The following is a 20,033-nucleotide window of genomic DNA, read 5'->3' on the forward strand; positions in this document are numbered from 1 at the left end:
TCACTCGCGTCCAGTCACTTTTCGGATACACGAGGACCCGAACGGCCCCAGTTCTCCCGCGTCCAGGTCGATGAAGTACCCCGTCGAGAGACCGGAGCCACAGCGTCGACAGGAGAACTCCCCCTCTTTCGTGATCACTTCTTCGCCGAAGCGGACGTACTGTCGGCTCTTCGGACGGACGATCCCGTCCTCTCGCTCGATGATACCGCGAAGTTCGGCCTCGTCGAGTATCGTCCGCGTCACCGTCGGATCGGACGTGACCGTCTCGATGCGGTCGACGACGTCGGCCAGCGAGAGCGACTCGTGCTCGAGGCGTTTGAGCAGCGCGAGTCCGAGTTCGACCCGCTCGTCGCCACCGCTGGGACCGGCAGTGTCCTCTCTCCCCATCGATAGGTGCTGTCCGCCCGGAACGAATAAACGTTGTGCCGGTCCGGGAGCGAGACACAAAAGCTTCGGCACTCGAGGAAAAACTCGGGGCGATGTCGGTTTCGCCTGCCCGGTCCGCCTCGACGCGAGCGATCGGCGGGGCGGTCGCGGTGGCCGCGGTCGTCGCCGCCGGATTGCTCGTCTCCCCCGAAGCGGCTTTCGGTTCGTTCGAGTCGCTCGCGGGCGATCCGCTCGTGTTCGGCGTCGTCGTCGCCGGACTCTACCTCGTTCGACCGCTGTTCGCCTGGCCGACGACGCCCCTCGCCGTCGTCGTCGGCTACGGATACGGCGTCGCACTCGGCGTACCGGTCGCGCTCGTCGGCGTCGTGGCGAGCGTCGTGCCGGTCTTTCTCGTCGCCCGCAGGTTCGCCGCGACCGACGGCGCTCGCCGCTGTGAAACCGACGGCGACGCGGCCGGTCGAAATCCGCTCGAGCGGCTGGGAGACGGCGTCGCGCGATACTACCGGACGGCGGGGCCGATACGCGGCGTCGTGGCGTCTCGGCTCGTCCCGATTCCGTCGGACGTCTCGACGTGTGCGGCGGCGGTGAGCGGGATCAAACTCCGTCACTTCGTGGCCGGAACGGTCGTCGGCGAACTGCCGTGGACGGTCGCGGCGGTGGTCGTCGGGGCGTCCGCGGCGACCGTCACGGCCGGCGGACTCGGCGAACTGGGTCTCGCGCTGGGAGTCGCTTGCGGGCTCGCGGCCGCGCTGTTGCTCGCCGGTCCCGCCTACCGCACGATCCGGTCGCGTCGTCACGCGAACGAGCCGCCTCGCTCCGTCGACACGTAGCGAGCGGCGAGCCGCGAGACGAGCACAGCCGAGAGAAATCGATCACCGAAACGGATCGCTGCAGTCGATGACGACGCCGTGTTGTGGACAGACGTACTTGCAGTGGCGCTTGTACAGCGGCGCCTGACAGTGCGGACAGGCCGGTGCGGACGAGCCGTCGTCCGGCGAGGCGGAACTCGCACTCGGTAGCTCGCTCGAGCCGTCCCCGCCACCGTTCGGTGCCATATCCGCTCGTTTCGCGCGAGCGGTGCTAAGTGTGGTGGTGCCGACCGGAACGATCGAACACGTGCGCCCGTCGTCGACCGACCTCAGCACTCGCTCCAGCCGCAGGACTCGCAGGTCTTGCAGCCTTCGGAGAAGTACAGCGACAGCGCGCCGCACTCGGGACACTCGGGGGACTCGCCGGCGTCGATCAGGTCCTGGGTCGCGTCGTCGTCGACGCTCTCACGCGGTCCCGCGTTCCCTCCTTCGACCGCAGCAGCGCCGCCGTCGGTCTGGGGTCCGTCGTACTCGATCTCGCCGGCGTCTGCCGACTCCTCGAGGGTCTGCTGGGTCGGGTACGGTTTGTCAATCTCGTCGGCGAGGTATCGGCGCATCGCGGTGCCGATGGCGTCGGGGATCGACTGGATCTGCTCGCCTTTGTCCCAGGCGACCTTCGGTGAACGAGTTCCACAGAGTTCGTCGACGATCTCCTCGGGATCGACGCCCGACCGCAGCGAGGTCGAGATGACCTTGGCGAGCGCCTCGGTGAAGGAGTTGGTGAACCCGCCGGAGTGGCCGATGTTCGCGAACAGCTCGAACGGCTGGCCGGTCTCGGGATCCTCGTTGATCGTCACGTACACCTTGCCGTAGCCGGTGTCGATGCGCTGGCTGACGCCCTGGAGCGCGTCGGGACGGTCGCGCTTTTCCGTGAAGTCGACCTCGACCGGACCGTCGCCGACCAGCGAGTCGACGTCTTCCTCGAGCACGTCGCGGACGTCCTCGCTCTCGAGGAAGGCCGCGAGGCCGCCGAAGATCTCGTCGATCTGTTCGACCAGCGCCGCCGCGGCTTCGGTTTCGTCGGCGAAGTCGGCGTTGTCCGCGCGCGTGGTCAGCACCTGCTTCGAGCGGGTGCCGTCGCGGTAGTAGGTGACGCCCTTGCCGCCGTGTTCGTACACCCACTCGAAGACGTCCTTTGCGTCCTCGAGCGAGGAGTCGTTGGGCGCGTTGACCGTCTTCGAGATAGCGGAGTCGACGCCCTCCTGGCAGGCACACTGGACGGCGGCGTGCTGTTTCGCCGAGAGGTCGCTCGTGATGACGAACAGTTCACCGATCGAGTTCGGCACCGTCGAGAGCCCCTCGACGCCCTCGAACTGGTTCGTGGCCATCTGCTCTTGGGCCTCCTCTTTGACGGCGTCGACGTCGATGTCGTTGGCCTCGAGCACCCGCAGGAAGTAGTCGTCGAACTCGACGAGCATCTCGTCGCCCTGGACGTCGTCGGTGACGTTCTTGTAGTAGGCGACGTTGTAGATGGGTTCGCAGCCGCCGGTTGTGTTGCCGACCATCGAGGTGGTCCCGGTCGGCGCGATGGTCGTCACGTTGTGGTTGCGGATGGGGAAGCCCTCGGCCCAGTCGTCGGCGTCCTCGCCGGTCTGGTGTTCGAACCACTCGCGGTACTCGGTCGGGTCGGCGTACTTCGAGTCCTCCCAATCGTTGAACGAGCCGCGTTCTCTGGCGAGTTCGTGACTCGTCGCTTTCGCGCCGTGGTTGATGTGGGTCATCAGCTGGCGGGCGACCTCGTTGCCCTCCTCGCTGCCGTACTTGATGCCAAGCTGGATGTACAGCTGTGCGAGCCCCATGATGCCGAGGCCGATCTTGCGCATGTCCCTGACCGTCCGCTCGATCTCCTCGACGGGGAAATCGGACATCGTGACGACGTTCTCGAGGAAGCGCGTGCCGTACTCGATGCGTTCGTCGAACTCTTCGTAGTCGATTGCCTCCTCGAGGAAGGCCTCGATGGCGGCTTCGTGGGAGTCGTACTCGTCGCCGTGTTCGTCGGACCAGACGCGCCAGTCCGGCGCGTCGAAGTCCGCGACCGTCGAGAGGTTGATGTGACCGAGATTACAGGCCTCGTGTTCCTCGAGCGGCTGTTCGCCGCAGGGGTTTGTTGCAAGGATTCTATGATCGGATTCTTCTTCGACGTCGAAGGAGTGTTCCTTGTTCACTCGCTCGAGATAGATGACGCCGGGTTCGCCGTTTTCGTGTGCGCCCTCGACGATGCGCTCCCAGACGAGTTCGGCGGGGATCGACAGCTCCTCACCGACTTCGACGTGCTCGCCGAGGTCGTAGCGGCTGTACATCTCCTTGGTCTCTTCGGTGGCGATATGCGGTTCGTCGGTTCGCGGGTTGGTGAACGTGTACTCCTCGCCGTTCTGGAGCGCCTCCATGAACGCGTCGGTGACGCCGACGGAGATGTTGAAATTCGAGAGGTGGCCCTCGACGGCGTTTCGGAGGTGCTTGGGAACGCGCCCGTCCTCGTCGATCAGCTCGCGCGCTTCCTCGAGCGCTTCGGAGAAGGTGGTGTAGGTGTAGTCGTCGGGGTCGTTCAGCCGGAGCGTGTGCGCCAGCGAGACGTCCTTGTTCTTCGCGTGGATGAACTCGATGACGTCGGGATGGGAGACGCGCATGATGCCCATCTGGGCACCGCGTCGGGTGCCTCCCTGTGCGATGGTCTCACAGAGCTGGTCGTAGGTCCGCATGAAGGTGATCGGACCGGAGGCGATGCCGCCCGTCGAACCGACAGAGTCGCCGTAGGGACGCAGTTGCCAGAAGCCGTAGCCGACGCCGCCGCCGGACTGGAAGACTTCCGCCGCTTTTTTCGCGGTTTCGTGAATGTCCGAGAGGTCGTCGTCGGGACTCATGACGAAACACGCCGAGAGCTGCTGGAGTTCGTCGCCCGCGTTCATCAGGGTGGGCGAGTTCGGCATGAACGACAGCGTCTCCATCCCCTCGACGAACGTCTCCGAGACGTCCTCGACGTGATCGCGGACCTCCTCGGGAAGTTCGGGAACGATCGTTTCGTAGGCGAACTTGTTGACGTTGTGCTCGGTGAGAGTCGTCTCCGCTTCGCCGTCATCCGCCGTGACACCCGCTCCGAAGACCTCCGCTGCGAGTTCGTCTCGGCGGGGATGGTCCGGCTTGAGCTGATCGGGAGTGACCGTGATCTCGAGGTCGTGCTTTTCGGCCTCGTAGACGGCCTCGGCCAGCGCGATGTTCTTGCCGACGCGCTCGAAGAGGTCCTCCTGTTCCTCGACGAGTTCGCCGTCCGCGTCCTTGCGGAGATACCGCGCGGGAAGGATGTTGTGGTAGGCGTTGGCAGTCAGTCGCTCCTCCAGCGTCTCACCCTCGGTGCGCTTGATTGGAAGCGTCAGCTCCGCCGCGGAGAGGTCGCGTTCGCTCATGCGCGCCCTCCGTCAGTCTGATTCCGCCGTCGTACGTCGATTCTGGCGCGCGTAGTGGACCTGACTCTCATCATTCGTGACGAAGGTCTGGTATTCATTCATTCCTCATAAAGCTGTTCTATCTGTCCTATTTTTCTTGTACTACACCAAATTCGGTTTCAAAGATGGCTCTGTGGCGTCTCCTGTTCGGCGAACGGCGGCCCGCGAGCGGGCCGCGTTCCTCTCTGTTAGACCGTACGAGGCGGATGGTCTTAACGATTTTCAGAGGACCGTGAAAGTGGACGGCCCTCGGCCGCCGGACTCAGCGCAGTCCGTCGATTTTCTCTTTCACACCGGCTCGCGTTCCGGTTCGACCTCTCACCGAACCCGTCAGTCACGACATCCAGAAAGATTACGTCGGTTCGCTACGAGGGGCCAGGTATGCTCGATCCACTGTCCTCGGGAACGATCCTGCTCGCCCTCGCAGCGCTGGCCGCGTTCGCCGTCGTCGTCGTCGCGATCAAGATCGCGATCAAACTCGCGATTCGGGTCGGAATCGTCGCCGCCGTCGTCCTCGCGGCGCTTTATGCGACCGGATTCGTCGGCTTGCCGTTCTAGATCGGATCGATTCACCGGGACGAACGAGCGGCGGGTTCGGTCCCGTCGTCGCTCATCCGCGCACCGACTCGAGGAAGTTCTCTATCACGTCGTGACCGACCGCAGTGAGCACGCTCTCCGGATGGAACTGGACGGCTTCGATGGGGTGTTCGCGGTGGCGGACGCCCATGACCAGTTCCGTGCCGTCGTGGTCTGCCGTCGCCGTCACCGCGAAACAGTCCGGGACCTCGGTCGCGACGAGCGAGTGGTACCGCCCCGCGCGAAAGCCCTGTGCCAGGCCGGCGAAGACGCCCTCGCCGTCGTGGTCGACCGACGACGCCTTGCCGTGGATCGGCTCCGGCGCTCGCCCGATCGTGCCGCCGTACTCGTAGACGGCCGCCTCGAGCCCAAGACAGACGCCGAGCGTGGGGACGTCGGGACTGAGCTCGCGCAGCACGTCCATCGTGACGCCGACGTCGCGGTCGTGCTTCGGGTGGCCCGGTCCCGGACTGATGACGATCGCGTCGGGATCGGCCGCGCGGATCGCCTCGAGCGAGGCCGTGTTCTTCACCACCTCGGTTTCGGTTCCGGGAAGCTGGCTGACGTACTCCACGAGGTTGTACGTAAAGGAGTCGTAGTTGTCGACGAACAGGACGCGGATCGGCTCCGCGTCACCTCCGGGTTCGGCGACCGATCGTTCGCTCGTCGGTTCGTTCGCCGGTCGCCCGCTCATCGACTCACCTCCGGCGTCGTCTCGAGGTCGTCCTCTCCGTCACTGCGATCGTCCCCGCCGTCTAAATCGCGATCTCCCGACTCGGACGACTCCTCGATTTCGCCGCCGTCCGTCCGCTCGATCCGCTCGAGCGCCGCCAGGACGCCGCCCATCTTCTTTTCGGTCTCCTCGTACTCCGCGGTCGGGTCGCTGTCGGCGACGAGTCCGGCGCCGGCCTGGACGGTGATCCGGTCGCAGTCGCCGTCTGCTCGCCGATCGTCGGTCTCCGCTCCCGGTTTGGCGGTGGGTGCCACAGTGCTCTTCTCTACCGTCGCCGTCCGAATGACGATCGCGAAGTCGGCGTCGCCGGTCCAGGAGTAGTAGCCGACGCCGCCGCCGTAGAGGCCGCGGGGTTCGGACTCGAGTTCGTCGATGATCTCCATCGCGCGGATCTTCGGCGCACCGGAGAGCGTCCCGGCCGGGAACGACGCGCGCGTGGCGTCGAACGCGTCGGCGTCGGCCGCGAGCCGTCCCGTCACCGTCGACTCGATGTGCTGGACGTGGCTGTACTTGAGGACGTTCATGAACTCGTCGACGCGGACCGTGCCGGCCTCCGAGACGCGGCGAACGTCGTTTCTCGCGAGGTCGACCAGCATCGTGTGCTCGGCTCGCTCTTTCCCGTCCGCGAGCATCTCTCCCGCGAGGCGACGATCCTCGACGGGACTCGTCCCGCGGTCGCAGGTGCCGGCGATCGGGTTCGACATGACCTCGCGTCCGCGGACGGAGATCAGCGTCTCCGGGCTGGCTCCGACGACGGTCAGATCGTCGTGCTCGAGCAGGTACATGTACGGCGAGGGGTTCACCTCGCGCATCGCCTCGTAGAGGCCGAGCGGATCGACGTCGCCGTACAGCTCCCGCTTTCGGGAGACGACCCCCTGGTAGATGTCGCCGTCGAGGACGTGCTCTTTCGCCCGCCTGACGCTCTCCTCGTAGTCGGCTCGCGGACCCGCCGTCTCGGCCTCGCGCACGAAGCCGTTCGTCTCCGGCCGACTCGCCCCGTGGAGGGTGCGTTCGACCGATTCGACCTCCGCGAGGACCTCGTCGTACACCGCGTCGGCATCGTCGTCCGCCGAGAGGATCGGCGTGCAGACGAGCGACACCGTCCCGTCGCGTTCGTCGAACGCGAGCGTCTTCGTCGTCAGGACGAACTGCGCGTCGGGAAAGCGCGACTCGGGACGCTCGACGCCGACCTCCTCGAGCCAGAGGTCGTAGACGGCGTCGTAGGCGAGAAATCCGACGAGTCCGCCCTCGAGGTGCTGGCGGTCGCGGTCGGGAAAGTTCGCCAGTCGAACGTCGGGCATGGCGGCCCGAAGCGCGTCGACGACGTCGCCCGATTCGTCGACGTCGATCGACTCGAGGGGCGCTCGATCGGAGAGTGCGTCGACGGTCGTTCCGTCAGGACCGACCGTGACGACGGCCGCCGGATCGTACCCGACGTAGGAGTAGCGAGCGTGGCGTTCGGCCCCGGCCGAACTCGGCCGAAACGCGCCGTCGGGATCGCTCGAGGCGGTCTTCTCCGCGCTCTCGAGCAGGAACGCGTACGGCGACCGGTCGCGGTTGCTCTCCGACGAGCGGCCGGTGAGGGCGGCGTACGCCGCGAGCGGGGTCGTCTCGCAATCGAGCGTCGCGGCGACCCGGACGACGACCGGCCGCTCGCCCGCCGCGCCTTCGCGAAACGATTCGCGGTCGACATCGACCGTCGACGCCCCTTCGAACCGTTCCGTTCGCTCGTTCGAGTCCGTCTCCGTCGGTGGTTGCTCGGATTCGTTCATTGTAGTCACGGAATCGGTTCCGCCGATCTGGCGGCTTTGGCGCGTGCGACGAACGACCGCACCGCGTCGTCGTCTTTGACGCCGCCCGTCGCTTCGACGCCGCTGGCGACGTCGACGGCGAACGGCTCGACCGTTCGAACGGCCTCGGCGACGTTCTCCGGCGTCAGTCCGCCGGCCAGAATCGTCGGCGACTCGAGGGAGTCGGCGGCCGCCCGGGTTCGGTCCCAGTCGTGCGTTCGGCCCGTCCCGCCGCCGCCGTCGGCAGCGGGCGTGTCGACGAGAAAGGCGTCGACGAGGTCGTCGAATCGGGCGGCCTCGGTCACCTCGTCGGCGTCGATCGCCGCGACGAACTCACGGTCGATGCGCGCGGCGAGGTCGTCGGGATCGTCGAGTTCGAGGACGCCGTGGAGCTGGAGGACGTCGGGCTCGACCGCCGAGACGAGGTCGGTGATTCGGTCGGGATCGGACGAGCGCGCCATCGTGACGAGGACGGTGGTTACGAACGGCGGCGCGCTCGCGACTAACGTCGCCGCGCGGTCGGTCGACACGTCGCGCGGCGTGTCGACCGGGACGTCCGCGATGACGCCGACGGCGTCCGCGCCGGCGTCGACGGCTATCTCGAGGTCCGCTTCGGTGGTGAGTCCACAGATTTTCACACGCGTCATCGTCCCTCCAGTTCGGGCGCGACGCGCCGGAGGTCCTCGAGTTTCGCGGCCGCGTCGCCGACGTCGATCGCCTCGGCGGCCAGCGCCGCTCCCTCCTCGATCGAGGGGGCTTCGCCGGCGACGTAGATCGCAGCGCCGGCGTTCGCGAGGATGACGTCGCGTTTCGCACCCGCCACGTCGCCCGCGACGATTCCGCGCATGTCGGCGGCGTTTTCCTCGGGAGAGCCGCCCGCGATGTCCCCGATCGAGTGGGAGTCGAGACCGAGGTCGGCCGGCTCGAGGACGTACTGTTCGACCTCGGCACCGGTGACTTCGGCTACGGTCGTCTCGCCGTGGATGGCGATCTCGTCCGTCCCCGAACCGTGGACGACCAGCGCTCGCTCGACGTCCATTCGAGCGAGCGCGTCAGCGAGGACGGAAACGAGGTCGGGGTCGTAGACGCCGACGACCTGCGCGTTCGCCCCGGCCGGGTTCGTCAGCGGGCCGAGTACGTTGAAGATCGTCCGCATTCCGAGCTCTCTTCGGGGGCCGATGACGGCCTTCATCGCCGGGTGAAACACCGGCGCGAGCATGAAGCCGATGCCGTCGCGCTCGATCGCCTCCTCGACGGCCGGCGGCTCGGCCTCGACGTTGACGCCCACTTCCTCCAGGACGTCCGCGCTGCCAGAAGACGAGGAGACCGAGTAGTTCCCGTGTTTCGCGACCGGAACGCCCGCCCCGGCGGCGACGATCGCGCTGGTGGTCGAGACGTTGATCGTGTCGTAGTCGTCCCCGCCGGTTCCGCAGGTGTCGACCAGCGGCTCGCGGTCGGGCGAGATCGTCCGCGCGGCCTCTCGCATCCCTTCCGCGAAGCCGGCGATCTCGGCTTCCGTCTCTCCTTTCGCGCGCAACCCCGCCAGCAGCGCGCCGATCTGTGCCGGCGTCGCCTCCTCGAAAACGGCCGACGAGGCCGCTCGAGCGTCCGATTGCGTCAGATCGTTCCCGTCCGTCACTCGTTCGACGTACTCCTGCATAGTGCTCACCAATGTACGTAGTTGTCTTACAATGTCCAAATGAGTGCATCAAGTTAAGCGTATCGGAGGTGCCGTGGTGTCTACCCGCGTGCTGCAACCGATTCGAAACCTTCAATTACGGTGGCGGGCTACCACCGAGTGCACACAACGTGGCGCCGCGCCGCGAGCCAGGCGGGTTGGTGGTCTAGTCTGGTTATGACACCTCCTTGACATGGAGGAGGCCGGCAGTTCAAATCTGCCCCAACCCATTTCTGACGGAACAAATCGACGAGCGGAGCGAGTCGTCGTTCCGTCAGAAATTGGGACGGGAAGATTTTGAACCCAGGAAGTCGCAGCTCGCACAGCGAGCGAAGCGAGCGAGCAAGAACGTCTTCCGTTGGTTCAAATCTGCCCCAACCCACTCGTTCTGTCACGAACAAACCCGTGAGCGACGGGATCGTGACGTTGAGCAGATTTGAACCAGACGAGTCGCAGCCCGGGAAGCGAACGAAGTGAGCGACCCGGAACGTCTCGGCGAGGTTCAGATCTGTCATCCGCCTACTTTTGCTGCGACAGCAAACTCGCGACGTTACGCAGTTTGAACGAGACCGAGTTTCCGCGCCGAAGGCCCAGATTCTCGAGCGGAGTGCAATCTGGCTCACCTCATCTTCGACGGAACACACTCGAAGAGCGCAGCGCCTCGAGTTGACCGTCCGTCGAATCACGGAAGACACCGGGAGACGATCGAGCTTCCTCGAGTCGCGGTCGACGATTCGCGGACCGGTTGACGTCCGGATCGATCGCCCGATCCGCGTTTCATCCGGACTCGATTTCGACACGGCAAACGACGCCGCTTTCCGAGAAAAACCATCACGCATCCAAAAACACTGTCCGAAACTGTGATTTACTGGCGAATCGTCGCAACCGTTCAGTATCGTGGGTGGCGTACGTCTCTTTACTATGCGTGGTACTAACAAGCATAGTTCTGCCGGGATACCGGTCGGGAGCACCCCCGTCTCGCCCTACGCGACGTGGGACGACCACCGGCGGGCGATCCGCCGAGCGTCGGACGAGGCTCGAGCGGCGCGTCGGTCCGCGAGGGAACCGCTCCCGTAACGCGCTTTTTTCGCGAACGACGCCGATCCGTGACGATCCGGCACGCCTCGACCGCCTCGACCCGTCGGTGAACGGCCTCGAGTGGCGTCGTCGCGACCGCGCGGAAACCGAACGGTAAAACCTCCGAGTCGACTCGAGGTGGGTATGGAGCTTCTGGGTCGGCTGCTTGCGCTGCTCGCGCTGTTGCTGGTCGGAACCGGTCTCCGCGCGGGCGGCGTGCTCGACCGGCGACGGACGGCGGGGCTCAACGCCGTGGCCTACTACGTCGCGCTCCCAGCGCTCATCTTCGTCTCGACGTACGACCAGAACGTCGCTGATCTCCTCTCGCCCGCGCTGGTCGGTGGACTGCTCGTCGTGCTGTTCGCGACGGCCGGCCTCTCCTGGCTCGTTCACCGAAACGGCACCACGTCCGCTCGCTCGAGCGTGGCGATGGTGCAGTCGTATCACTCCAATCTCGGCTATCTGGGGCTTCCGCTCGTGGCCGCGACGTTCGACGCGCGGGTGACGGCCATCGCCAGCGTCGTCCTCGGCGTCGTGACGCTGACGCAGCTGCCGCTGACGATCGTCGTCCTGTCGACGCTCAACGGGGCCGACGCGGCGCTGGGCGACGAACTGCGCGGCCTGGCGAGAAATCCCGTCCTGGCGGCGCTGGTGGTCGGTCTCGCCGTCGGCTCGACCGGCGTGAGCATCCCGGCGGCGATCGCCACCGGTCTCGACGCCCTCGGCGCGCTCGCGCTGCCGGTCGCGCTGCTTTGCGTCGGCGCGTCGCTGCAGATCCAGGCGTCTACGATCGACGTCGGTGCCGTCTCCACGGTCGTCGGGCTCAAGATCGTCGGCATGCCGATCCTCGCGTGGCTCGTCTTCTCGGCGCTCGCGGTCGACTCGGCCACGTTCACCGCCAGCGTCGTGATGCTCGGCACCCCGACGGCCGTCTCGACGTACGTGTTCGCGGCCAAACTCGGCGGCGACCGGGAGTTCGCGTCGCTGAACGTCTTCGCCACCACCCTGGTCTCGATCGCGACGCTGTTCGTCCTGATCACGCTGGTCAGCTGATCGCGCGGGAAGCGTGCTTATCGCGAGAAAAGGCGCAGGAGCCGTCCGAACAGCCCGGTTCGTTCGTCGCTCTCCCGTCCGGGGGCGTGTTTCTCGTCCGCCCGTCCAGCTGTCGTGCGCTCGTCGTCCGGCCGTTCGACGGAGTCGCTCGAGGGGGTCATTCCGGGCTCGTCGTCCGTGGTCGCATCCGACGGAGCGATCGCGTCCGTCCCCTCGGTCGCTCCGTCTCCGGCGTCCGTCGCCTCGAGATCGTCCATCGAGAGGTCGATCTCGTCGATATCGGGGGTCGACTCGCGGCCGTCGCCGGCCTCGGCCGCCCGGACGTCGGCGCCGGTCACCTGCCCGCGCTCGATGCGCGCCTCGAGATCGTCGCCGGGCGACCGCTCGACGGCGGATGCGTCCGGATCGAGGACGGAGGACGAATCCCGACTGGAGTCGCGACCGATCTCCCCTCCGATCGACTCGCCGTCGGCCGACCCGTCGCGAGCGGACGAACTGCTGGACTCGTTCGACGACGGGTCGGGTTCGTCCGCGCTCGCTCCTTTGGTCGACTCGAGCGACGCGAGAATGTCGTCGACGCTCTGGTCCGAGACGACGCGACGTGGGCCGCCGCCGGGCTCGAGGCTGCCGGCGTCCGAATCGTCGTCCGTGCCGTCGTTATCGGCGTCCCGGTCGTCGTCGGAGCCACCGGCTGGCTCGTCTCCGCCGGTTCCGGCGGGACGTGACGAGTGCTCGTCGCTCATCGTGGGTGCCTGTCCGCTCGGGCGCTATAGCCTTTTCCCACCCGGACGGGTGCACGCGCGAGATCACGCCGCGAGTGCCGGGCGCGATCGAACGACGTTGACGACGGCTCCCAGCAGGATGATGATCCCGGCGAAGTAGAGCCAGGTGACGAACAACAGGACGACTCCGACGGCACCGTAGGCCTGGTACCGGCCGGCGTTGGCCGCGTAGAGCTGGAAGCCGGCCTGCAGGATCGTCCAGCCGACGGCGGTGAAGACCGCACCCGGAAGCACCTCGCGGAGATCGACCGAAATCGGCGGGAGGACGTAGTAGATCGGAACGAAGACGAGGACGAGCCCGACGAACAGGGCGAGCCAGCTCAGCGTCCACGCGAACGGCACGACGCCGGCGACGAGCCCCAGGACGGTCCCGAGTCCGATCATCAGCGCGAGTGCGCCGGTACCGGTGAGGATGACGACCAGCCCGTTTACGACCTCCTCGAGGAACGACTCCTCGGCGACCTCGTCGTAGACGACGTCGAACGCCCGGCTGAGTCCGCGAAACACCTTGAGCGCGCCCCACGCGGCGACGCCGAGCGCGACGACGGTCGCCTCCGTCCGACCGGCTTCCGTGGTTAGCGCCTCCACGACCAGGTCTTCGCCGGCCTCCGGGAGGAAGTCGCCGGCGACGAGGATCAGCCGCTGTGCGACCGCTTCTCCGCCCAGCAGCGAGCCGACGACGAGCGCGAGCAGGACCATCGGGACCAGCGAGACGAACGCGTAGTAGGCGAAACCGGCGGCCAAAAATGTGACGTCGCGGTCACTCGCGGTCCGATAGATCGCGAACAGCCCCGCCTTCGCGTCCATACGGACAAGACGGCGGCGCAACTCAAGTATCTGTTACCGAACCACAGATTCCGAACCGGCGACGGAATCGAACGCGACGGCTCGAACGTCGCACCGGTGTCTCGAGGCTCGCGTCACGGAACGTATCGGCTCGAGGAGTCGTATCGGCGGCTCGAGGCGTCGTCAATGACCGTGTCGGGTCGCCGCGTTCCTATCACCGACCGGCTCGAGGCGTCGTCACCGATCGTGACAGAAGTTGTGCGACGCGTACACCGCACCGTCGTCGTCGATGTAGACGCCGACGCCGCCGCGGTCCCAGGCGGGACCGCCGTGTTCGTCGAGGATGGCCTCGCGGTGGGACGTCGAGTTCATCCACTGGTCGACGAGCCCCTCCGCGACGCCTTCCGCGGTGTAGTACTCCCGGACGTCACCGTCGCCCGGCTGTTCGACCGGCCTATCGAGCCACGTCAGCGCGATGTTCTCGCCGTAGCCCCGACAGTAGCCGTCGACGTCGGAGAACCGATCGAACGGACCCTCGTCGTCCGGGTTCACGTGAGCGAAGTAGTCTCGCTCGGCCATGTCGACGCTGTGGGCCCGGGCGACGGAGGCGACCGTGCCGTCCCACTCGAGGGGCTCGAGGCCGTGGTCGGCCCGTCGGTCGTTCACCTCGGCGTGGACGAAGTCCTCGACCGCGTCGGACGTAACTTCCTCGACGTCGGTCTCGTAGCTCGAGATTCCCGGATCGCCGGGATCGGAGACGGCCGGGTCGCGTTCGCCGGCCGGCGGCGGCTCCGAACTCGGCTCCGGTCGATCCAGCGGCGCGACGCCGTCGACGTCCTCGACCGTCTCGAGAAACGTCGGCGCAAGCGTCACCGCGCCGAACGCGAGCGCGGTCACCAGTCCCGCCGCGACGATCAGCCGGATCACCGCTCGAACGATCCCAACTCCCCTCGAGCCGCGACCCTCTCGCCGTCGGTCCGTCGGCGGCCCTCGTCCCATCGTCTCTCGAGTCATCGGCCCCGGATAAGACGGTCTGGATCGGTTGCAGCGGCTGATACAGGTGACGAGACGGGACTGTCACAGCTCCCGGACGGTTCGGCACGGTCGCGAGCGGACGACGGATCGTCGACTCGAGGGGAAACGGCGCGGACGGGGGAGAAATGGACGGAGACGGCTCGGACGGGAGAGCAATCGATCGAGGACGGTTCGGACGGGAGAGAACCGGACGAACCGCCGCCGCGAGGTGGAACGGGTGACCTGCTCTCCCCGAACGTGCTCGAGTCGATTTCCACGCGCTCTGTCAACGCGTCCGCTCCTCTCGGTCCCCGTAGATGGTCTCGTGGACGCCGAGGACGAGTCCAGGGACGACGGCCATGAACAGGTGCTCCTCGAGCGGAATGCCGGCGACGTCGATACCGGTGCGGAGCTTGATGTCGAAAACGCCGACTGCGAGGGTGTAGCGGTCCCAGACGTACGCGATCGGATACAGCGCGGCGATCGTCACGGCGGCTTTCCGAAGCGCGCCCGCCCGCCGGAGCAACAGTGCGGCGACGGCACCCCAGAACAGCTCCGTTGCGAGGTAGGTGTATCGTCCGAGGACGCTGATGTCGACTCGCATACCCCGACGTACGCCGGCGAAAGGCAAAATCGTTGGCACGAGCGAACGGGAACAGGCAGTATCTTCAAAACCCTCGCGGGAGTACATCCGTCTACAACGATGAATATCGCTGATATCGCCACCCAGGACTACATCGAAGTGGACGTTGGCACGCGCATGGGGAAGGTCCGTTCGACCTTCGAGAACGGCAACCCCAAGGGAATTATCGTCACGGACGACGGGGAGTACGAGGGCGTCATCAGCGAGCGAGAGGTTCTCCAGTCACACGTCGAGGACGACGCGAAGGTGGCGGCGCTGATCAAGCCGAGCCGGAGCGCCCCGGCACCGCGAGTCGGTCGCGACGAGGACGTTCGGGAAACCGCCCGGGTACTGATCGAAAGCAACGCGAAGATGGCACCCGTCTTCGAGAACGGCGATCTCTGGGGGGTGATCAGCAGCGACGCCCTCCTCGAGGCGGTCCTCGAGAATCTCGACGCGCTCACGGTCGAGGACGTCTACTCGGCCGATCCGGTGACGATCCGCGAGGACGACGGGATCGGAAAGGCGATCAACAACCTTCGCGAACACGGCATCTCCCGAATACCGGTTCTCAACGAGAACGACTACCTCACCGGCGTCGTGACGACCCACGACATCGCCGACTTCGTCATCCGGGAGAACGAACGCATGACCACCGGCGACCGGGTCGGCGACAACGAGCGAATGCTCGACGTTCCCGTCTACGACATCATGAACAGTCCGGTGGAGACGACGAGACTCGACGCTACCGCCGAGGAGGCCGTCGAAACGATGCTCGAGCTCGATTACGGCGGGCTGATGGTCACGCCCGACGACGACGATCGGATCGTCATCGGCGTCGTCACGAAAACCGACGTCCTGCGCGCGCTGACGTTCACCGAGCAAGAGCACATGGACGTCCAGATCACGAACATCTCGCTTCTCGATACGATCACTCGAGAGGGGATCGTCCAGAGCATCACGGAGGTCTCCGACAAGTACGCCGAGATGCAGGTGCTCCACGCCCACGTCCGGTTCAAAGAACACAAGGAGAAACTGCGCGGAACGCCGCTGATCCACTGTCAGATCCGTCTGCGCACCAACAAGGGACAGGTCGCCGGCACCGGAGAGGGCTACGGCGCGGAGAACGCCTTCCGCGTCGCCCTCGACAAACTCGAGCGCAACGTCCTCGAGGTCAAGGGAGTCACGAGCGACGAGGAGTACCGCGGACAGCTCCTGCGAAAGCTCAACGAGCTGTGAACGTTCGCGCGAAATAGACTGGCCAAATCCACACGCTGACCGGGGATCGAACCCTCGATTTTTCGGATCGATCCGTCCCGTCGGTTCGTCGCCGAACGGCTCCGGTGCGATCTTTCCCTCACAACCGGTCGTCGCCGCCTTCGACCCCCGAATCCGTGATCCGGAACTGGGCGGACTCGCCGGCCGGCTTCGACCGGTGTTTCTCGAGCGTCGCCCGTCGGTTGCCGCCGCGAAACCGCTCGAGGCGAAGGACGACGCCGGTCCAGTGCTCGAGGGTGTTCCCGCCGAGCCCGCGCGTTCGATCGGAGTCCGGATCGGAAAACACCTGGTTGGTCAGGACGACCGCCAGGTCGTGTTTACGGGCGAGCGAAAGCAGGTGTGTCACCTGCCGGGTCACCCGCCGGAGCGCTTCGCCGCCGTCGCCGTCGGCCGTTCGCTCGAGTCGGTAGAAGCCGGTCGCGCTGTCGACGACGACCAGATCCGCCCGCTCGGCGAAGTCCTCGACGTCGCGGACCGCCTCGGCCTGCTCGTCGAAGTCGAGCGCGTCCTCGATGACGATCCTGGAGGCGATCGACTCGACGTCCGCGGCCGGATCTGCCGAGCCGTCGCGGTCTCCGTCGGGTTCGGTCGCCTCGAGCGTCCGCGTTCGGGCGTCCGTCTCGCCGTCCACCCGCGCCGACAGCAGCTGTTCGAACCGATCGACCGAGACGCCCTCCGTATCGATGTAGACGACCGTCCCACCGGCGACGGCGGTCTCGACCGCGGCCGACAGCGCCAGGTTCGTCTTGCCGGCGGCCGGCGAGCCGTACAGCTGCGTGACGGTACCCCGCTCGAATCCACCGCCGAGTAACTCGTCGACCGGCCCACAGCCGGTCGGAATCGGCTCGTCGTTCACGGTCGCAGTTGGAACCGTTCGCGCAAAAAGCCCCCGAAACCGTTCGCAACGTCCGGAGTTTTCGTCGACTGCGAACGCTCGAGCCGATTCGACCGCGACACGCTCGAGTTCGACCCGACTACGAACGCTCGAGTCGGGGGACGAACAGTATATTCACTTCGGGGTCGAACGTCGTGGCGTGATCGTCGTCGCCACGTCGGATTTCGAGGTCTACCACGGGGTCGTCAGCGAGCTTCGCGACCGCGGTGCCACGTTCACGACCGTCGAACCCGACGACGAGTTGCCGGACCGAACCGCCGTCGTGATCACCGGGGCGTCCGACGAGGAGTCGTTCGCCCCCGTCCCGACGGTCGTCGCAGCGCCCGAGGAGCCGCGCCGCGCCGTCGACCAGGCGCTAACGACCGTTCGCGGCGACGCCGGTCGAACGATCGTCGGCGTCGATCCGGGACGAAAACCCGGAATCGCGGTGCTTTCGGGTGAGACGGTCGTCGCGGCGTTCCAGGTGCCGCTGTCAGCCGCCGTCGACGTCGTCCAGGAGGAGGTGAGCGATGCGACCGACCCCGTCGTCCGCATCGGCGACGGCTCGCGACTCCAGAGCGCCAGATTGATCAACGAACTCGAGGACGTCAGGGTCGAACTCGTCGACGAAACCGGCACGACGCCGTACCTCGGAACCGGCGCCCGCGGGATGGAGGACGTCCTCGCCGCGGTGAACATCGCCCGCCTCGAGGGCGAGGTCGTCGAGGCTCGAGAGATCGAGCCGACGGCGGGCGAACTGCAGGTGATCAAGGACCGCTCCCGCGAACGAAGCGAGACGAATCGCGCGATCGACGAGGAACTCGCCCGCCGGGTCGCCGCCGGCGAGTTGACGATCGACGAGGCGCTCGTCGAACACCGAGAGCGCGACGAGGGGTGACCCGCCCGCGGACCGCGACGACGCTCGAGACGGTCGACGATGTCACCGCGTCGCCGTCGCCCACGCTCGACGGACGGTCGGCCGACTGATCGTCCACCAGGCGGTCGCGCCCCCGACGCAGCCGGCGAAGGCGAGCCAGCCGTCGGTCGCGCCGCCGGTCACGAGCACGGCGGCGACGCCGAGAGCCACCGCCAATCCGAACGCCCTGGCGGGGTCGGCCCCCGCGAACGACTCCGCGAGAAGGAGGTAGGCGACGCCGAAGCCGACCGAGGCGACCACGTCGACGAGGTAGTGCACGCCGAGCGCGAGCCGCGAGAAGCCGACGAGTCCGATCAGCGCCGAGGCGACGACCAGCCGCGCTCGCGGATTTCCTCGATCGCTCCAGCGCGCGAGCGACAGCCAGAGGATCGTCGCCGCCATCGTGTGTCCGCTCGGGAAGCCGCCGCTCTCGCGGGGGATCGCCTGCAGCTCCGCCGGCGGTCGCGAGAAGCCGAACGCCGTCTTCAGGACGAGCGTCAGCGCGAGCCCGCCGAGCACGATCGCGAGCAGCGACGCCGTCCGATGCTCGAGAATCCGGTCCGAGCCTCGGCGGCTCGAGCGGACGACGCCGACGGCGGCGACCAGGCCGAGGACGCCGACCGCGAGCAGTTCGTCGCCGAACGACGCGGCGACCTCGAACAGCGGCACCGTCCACTCGGGAAGGTTCGACCGTATCAACTCCGTGACGCCGACGTCTCGATCCATATTCGAGTGGCCGTTCGCGGGGGAACCGTGGTCCGTTGGCGGCGCTGGAACGGGCTACACCGGCGCGGAAGTTAACTCTTGAGCGCGACCGCCCGCCGGTCGGCGAGACGACGAGTTCGCGACAGCCACCCGATTCTCCCCTGTCGCCCGCTCCGGCCCTGGACGCGAGGTATCCGGTGAACGACGCCGTCCGCGGTGACGTTCAGGATCGCCCGTCTGTCCGTCCAGCTTGAAAAAATTATAACACATCAGTTGGGGTTGTGTGTGTTGAGTGGGTGTCAATCAGTGAGAACGTATGAGTGACTCGAGTTTGTCATCCGGCCAGCGGCGTGATAACGGCGTCTCCGCCCCTCGAGCGGTAGTTCACAAGAAGATCCTCGACGCCGCCGAATCCCGGCCGGGAGCGACGATGGAGGAACTCGCGGAGACGGTCAGCGGCGCGACCATCGAAATCGTCGAGAAGGTGCTGAACGAGTACGGCGATCCGGCGTCGGCCGAGCCGGAGGACGGAGCGACGACGGAGACTGAGAACGCGACGGCGGCCGAGACGGAAAATGAGGGAGCGGTTGGGACGGAAACTCCGGCGACGGACGAACGGGAACGTGACGGCGACGGAACCGATCACGCGGAGGAGGAGTCGCCGCAGTCAGCGACCGTAGGCGACCACCGAGCGGGCGAGTCCGAATCCCCGTCGGCCGAGGCGGTCGCCGAGCGGATCGAGCCGTCCGACGTCACCGAGAAGCAACTCGAGACTCTCCGGGAGATCCGCGCGCATCCGACGGCGACGCAGGCGGAACTCGCCGACAATCTCGGCGTCACCAGCGCGACGATCAGCCAGCGGGTGAACGGGATCGACGGGTTCGACTGGTCCGAGCGCCGGCGGATCGTGTCGGCGCTGTTCGACGGTGATTCCGGCTTCGCTCGCGACGAACGGACCGTCGAGCGCGACGCGGACAACGTTCGCCCGGTCGCCGCGAACGGCGCTTCACCGGAACTCGAGGACGATCGATCCGATTCGACCGCCGACGGTACTGAACTCGGTTCGGTCGATGACGACGACGGACCCGACTCGGGCGACGACGATGCCGAATCGGATTCTGTCGACGGGTTCGATCGGACGGAACGGACCGCCGACGCCGATGAGACGGCGCCGACCGCGGGCGCGATCGACGACTCGCTCGGGGAGGTTTCCGAGGAGCTCACACGGATGACGCGGCGTCTCGAGGCGCTCGAGGAGACGATTGCAGCGGATCCGACGGGAGGCGACCGGGCGTCGTCCGGACGGGCGGAGATTCCGACCGATCCCGAACTCGTCCACATGATTTTGCGGGCCTGTCTCGGCGCGGACCACGTCACCGAGGACGACGAACGACGAATCGTGGCGGCGCTGCTCGCGTCCGAGGGCGAATCCCCCTGACCGGCACACCCGTCT

Annotated in this window: 19 protein-coding genes and 1 tRNA gene; 7 read left to right on the forward strand and 13 right to left on the reverse strand. The window is 66.7% G+C overall.

Annotation, left to right across the window (positions count from 1 at the left end):
• On the reverse strand, nt 1–387 hold the full coding sequence (locus tag EA472_RS19205) for a DUF5830 family protein (RefSeq protein WP_124193124.1): 387 nt from the start codon (nt 385–387) through the stop codon (nt 1–3).
• Between the two features lie 92 nt (nt 388–479).
• Here EA472_RS19205 and EA472_RS19210 point away from each other — a divergent pair, with 92 nt between their 5' ends.
• The gene (locus EA472_RS19210) at nt 480–1,217 is read left to right on the forward strand and encodes a TVP38/TMEM64 family protein (RefSeq protein WP_124193125.1); all 738 of its coding nucleotides are present in this window, start codon (nt 480–482) and stop codon (nt 1,215–1,217) included.
• A gap of 42 nt (nt 1,218–1,259) precedes the next feature.
• On the opposite strand, the gene EA472_RS19215 is transcribed toward EA472_RS19210, so the two are convergent.
• Nucleotides 1,260–1,442 carry an HVO_2523 family zinc finger protein gene (locus EA472_RS19215; protein ID WP_124193126.1) on the reverse strand — a complete coding sequence of 61 codons (183 nt, stop codon included), beginning with the start codon at nt 1,440–1,442 and terminating at the stop codon, nt 1,260–1,262.
• Nucleotides 1,443–1,525: 83 nt separating this feature from the next.
• Nucleotides 1,526–4,657, reverse strand: coding sequence for an adenosylcobalamin-dependent ribonucleoside-diphosphate reductase (locus EA472_RS19220; protein ID WP_124193127.1), 3,132 nt, complete (start codon nt 4,655–4,657; stop codon nt 1,526–1,528).
• Nucleotides 4,658–5,077: 420 nt separating this feature from the next.
• On the opposite strand from EA472_RS19220, the gene EA472_RS22660 reads away from it, so the two are divergent.
• Nucleotides 5,078–5,254: a hypothetical protein gene (locus tag EA472_RS22660; protein ID WP_165874944.1), complete on the forward strand. Its 177-nt coding sequence runs from the start codon at nt 5,078–5,080 to the stop codon at nt 5,252–5,254.
• A gap of 52 nt (nt 5,255–5,306) precedes the next feature.
• Here EA472_RS22660 and trpG read toward each other — a convergent pair whose 3' ends face one another.
• From trpG to trpD, 4 genes are read right to left on the reverse strand one after another with little or no spacing between them, the layout of a single operon-like run.
• Nucleotides 5,307–5,966: an anthranilate synthase component II gene (gene trpG, locus EA472_RS19225; RefSeq protein ID WP_124193128.1), complete on the reverse strand. Its 660-nt coding sequence runs from the start codon at nt 5,964–5,966 to the stop codon at nt 5,307–5,309.
• The gene (gene trpE, locus EA472_RS19230; RefSeq protein WP_124193129.1) at nt 5,963–7,777 is read right to left on the reverse strand and encodes an anthranilate synthase component I; all 1,815 of its coding nucleotides are present in this window, start codon (nt 7,775–7,777) and stop codon (nt 5,963–5,965) included. Before trpE ends, trpG begins: the two co-directional genes overlap by 4 nt.
• A 5-nt stretch (nt 7,778–7,782) precedes the next feature.
• Complete coding sequence (locus EA472_RS19235) at nt 7,783–8,442, reverse strand: phosphoribosylanthranilate isomerase (protein ID WP_124193130.1); 660 nt, start codon at nt 8,440–8,442, stop codon at nt 7,783–7,785.
• The gene (gene trpD, locus EA472_RS19240; RefSeq protein WP_124193131.1) at nt 8,439–9,455 is read right to left on the reverse strand and encodes an anthranilate phosphoribosyltransferase; all 1,017 of its coding nucleotides are present in this window, start codon (nt 9,453–9,455) and stop codon (nt 8,439–8,441) included. The genes EA472_RS19235 and trpD overlap by 4 nt, the downstream gene beginning before the upstream one ends.
• A gap of 173 nt (nt 9,456–9,628) precedes the next feature.
• Between trpD and EA472_RS19245 the strand changes: the two genes are divergently transcribed.
• Nucleotides 9,629–9,703: transfer RNA gene (locus EA472_RS19245), tRNA-Val, on the forward strand.
• A 991-nt stretch (nt 9,704–10,694) separates the two neighbouring features.
• Nucleotides 10,695–11,603, forward strand: a complete 909-nt coding sequence (locus EA472_RS19250) for an AEC family transporter (RefSeq protein ID WP_124193132.1) — start codon at nt 10,695–10,697, stop codon at nt 11,601–11,603.
• 17 nt (nt 11,604–11,620) lie between these two features.
• Here EA472_RS19250 and EA472_RS19255 read toward each other — a convergent pair whose 3' ends face one another.
• The 4 genes from EA472_RS19255 to EA472_RS19270 all read right to left on the reverse strand — a co-directional run bounded on the left by EA472_RS19255 (nt 11,621) and on the right by EA472_RS19270 (nt 14,789).
• Nucleotides 11,621–12,346, reverse strand: a complete 726-nt coding sequence (locus tag EA472_RS19255; protein ID WP_207891189.1) for a hypothetical protein — start codon at nt 12,344–12,346, stop codon at nt 11,621–11,623.
• A gap of 63 nt (nt 12,347–12,409) precedes the next feature.
• Nucleotides 12,410–13,192 carry a YihY/virulence factor BrkB family protein gene (locus EA472_RS19260; RefSeq protein WP_124193133.1) on the reverse strand — a complete coding sequence of 261 codons (783 nt, stop codon included), beginning with the start codon at nt 13,190–13,192 and terminating at the stop codon, nt 12,410–12,412.
• 216 nt (nt 13,193–13,408) lie between these two features.
• Nucleotides 13,409–14,170, reverse strand: a complete 762-nt coding sequence (locus EA472_RS19265) for a CAP domain-containing protein (RefSeq protein ID WP_124193134.1) — start codon at nt 14,168–14,170, stop codon at nt 13,409–13,411.
• Nucleotides 14,171–14,471: 301 nt separating this feature from the next.
• Nucleotides 14,472–14,789 (reverse strand): lycopene cyclase domain-containing protein, encoded by a 318-nt coding sequence (locus EA472_RS19270; protein ID WP_124193135.1) that lies wholly within the window; start codon nt 14,787–14,789, stop codon nt 14,472–14,474.
• Nucleotides 14,790–14,888: 99 nt separating this feature from the next.
• On the opposite strand from EA472_RS19270, the gene EA472_RS19275 reads away from it, so the two are divergent.
• Nucleotides 14,889–16,046: a CBS domain-containing protein gene (locus EA472_RS19275; protein ID WP_124193136.1), complete on the forward strand. Its 1,158-nt coding sequence runs from the start codon at nt 14,889–14,891 to the stop codon at nt 16,044–16,046.
• Nucleotides 16,047–16,164: 118 nt separating this feature from the next.
• Here EA472_RS19275 and EA472_RS19280 read toward each other — a convergent pair whose 3' ends face one another.
• Complete coding sequence (locus EA472_RS19280; protein WP_124193137.1) at nt 16,165–16,941, reverse strand: AAA family ATPase; 777 nt, start codon at nt 16,939–16,941, stop codon at nt 16,165–16,167.
• Nucleotides 16,942–17,119: 178 nt separating this feature from the next.
• Between EA472_RS19280 and EA472_RS19285 the strand changes: the two genes are divergently transcribed.
• Nucleotides 17,120–17,857, forward strand: a complete 738-nt coding sequence (locus EA472_RS19285; RefSeq protein WP_124193138.1) for a hypothetical protein — start codon at nt 17,120–17,122, stop codon at nt 17,855–17,857.
• A gap of 42 nt (nt 17,858–17,899) precedes the next feature.
• On the opposite strand, the gene EA472_RS19290 is transcribed toward EA472_RS19285, so the two are convergent.
• Complete coding sequence (locus EA472_RS19290; RefSeq protein WP_124193139.1) at nt 17,900–18,601, reverse strand: phosphatase PAP2 family protein; 702 nt, start codon at nt 18,599–18,601, stop codon at nt 17,900–17,902.
• Nucleotides 18,602–18,896: 295 nt separating this feature from the next.
• Here EA472_RS19290 and EA472_RS19295 point away from each other — a divergent pair, with 295 nt between their 5' ends.
• Complete coding sequence (locus tag EA472_RS19295; protein WP_124193140.1) at nt 18,897–20,018, forward strand: winged helix-turn-helix domain-containing protein; 1,122 nt, start codon at nt 18,897–18,899, stop codon at nt 20,016–20,018.
• The last annotated feature ends 15 nt before the right edge of the window (nt 20,019–20,033 follow it).

This window comes from Natrarchaeobius oligotrophus (assembly GCF_003841465.1).
GTDB lineage: Archaea > Halobacteriota > Halobacteria > Halobacteriales > Natrialbaceae > Natrarchaeobius > Natrarchaeobius oligotrophus.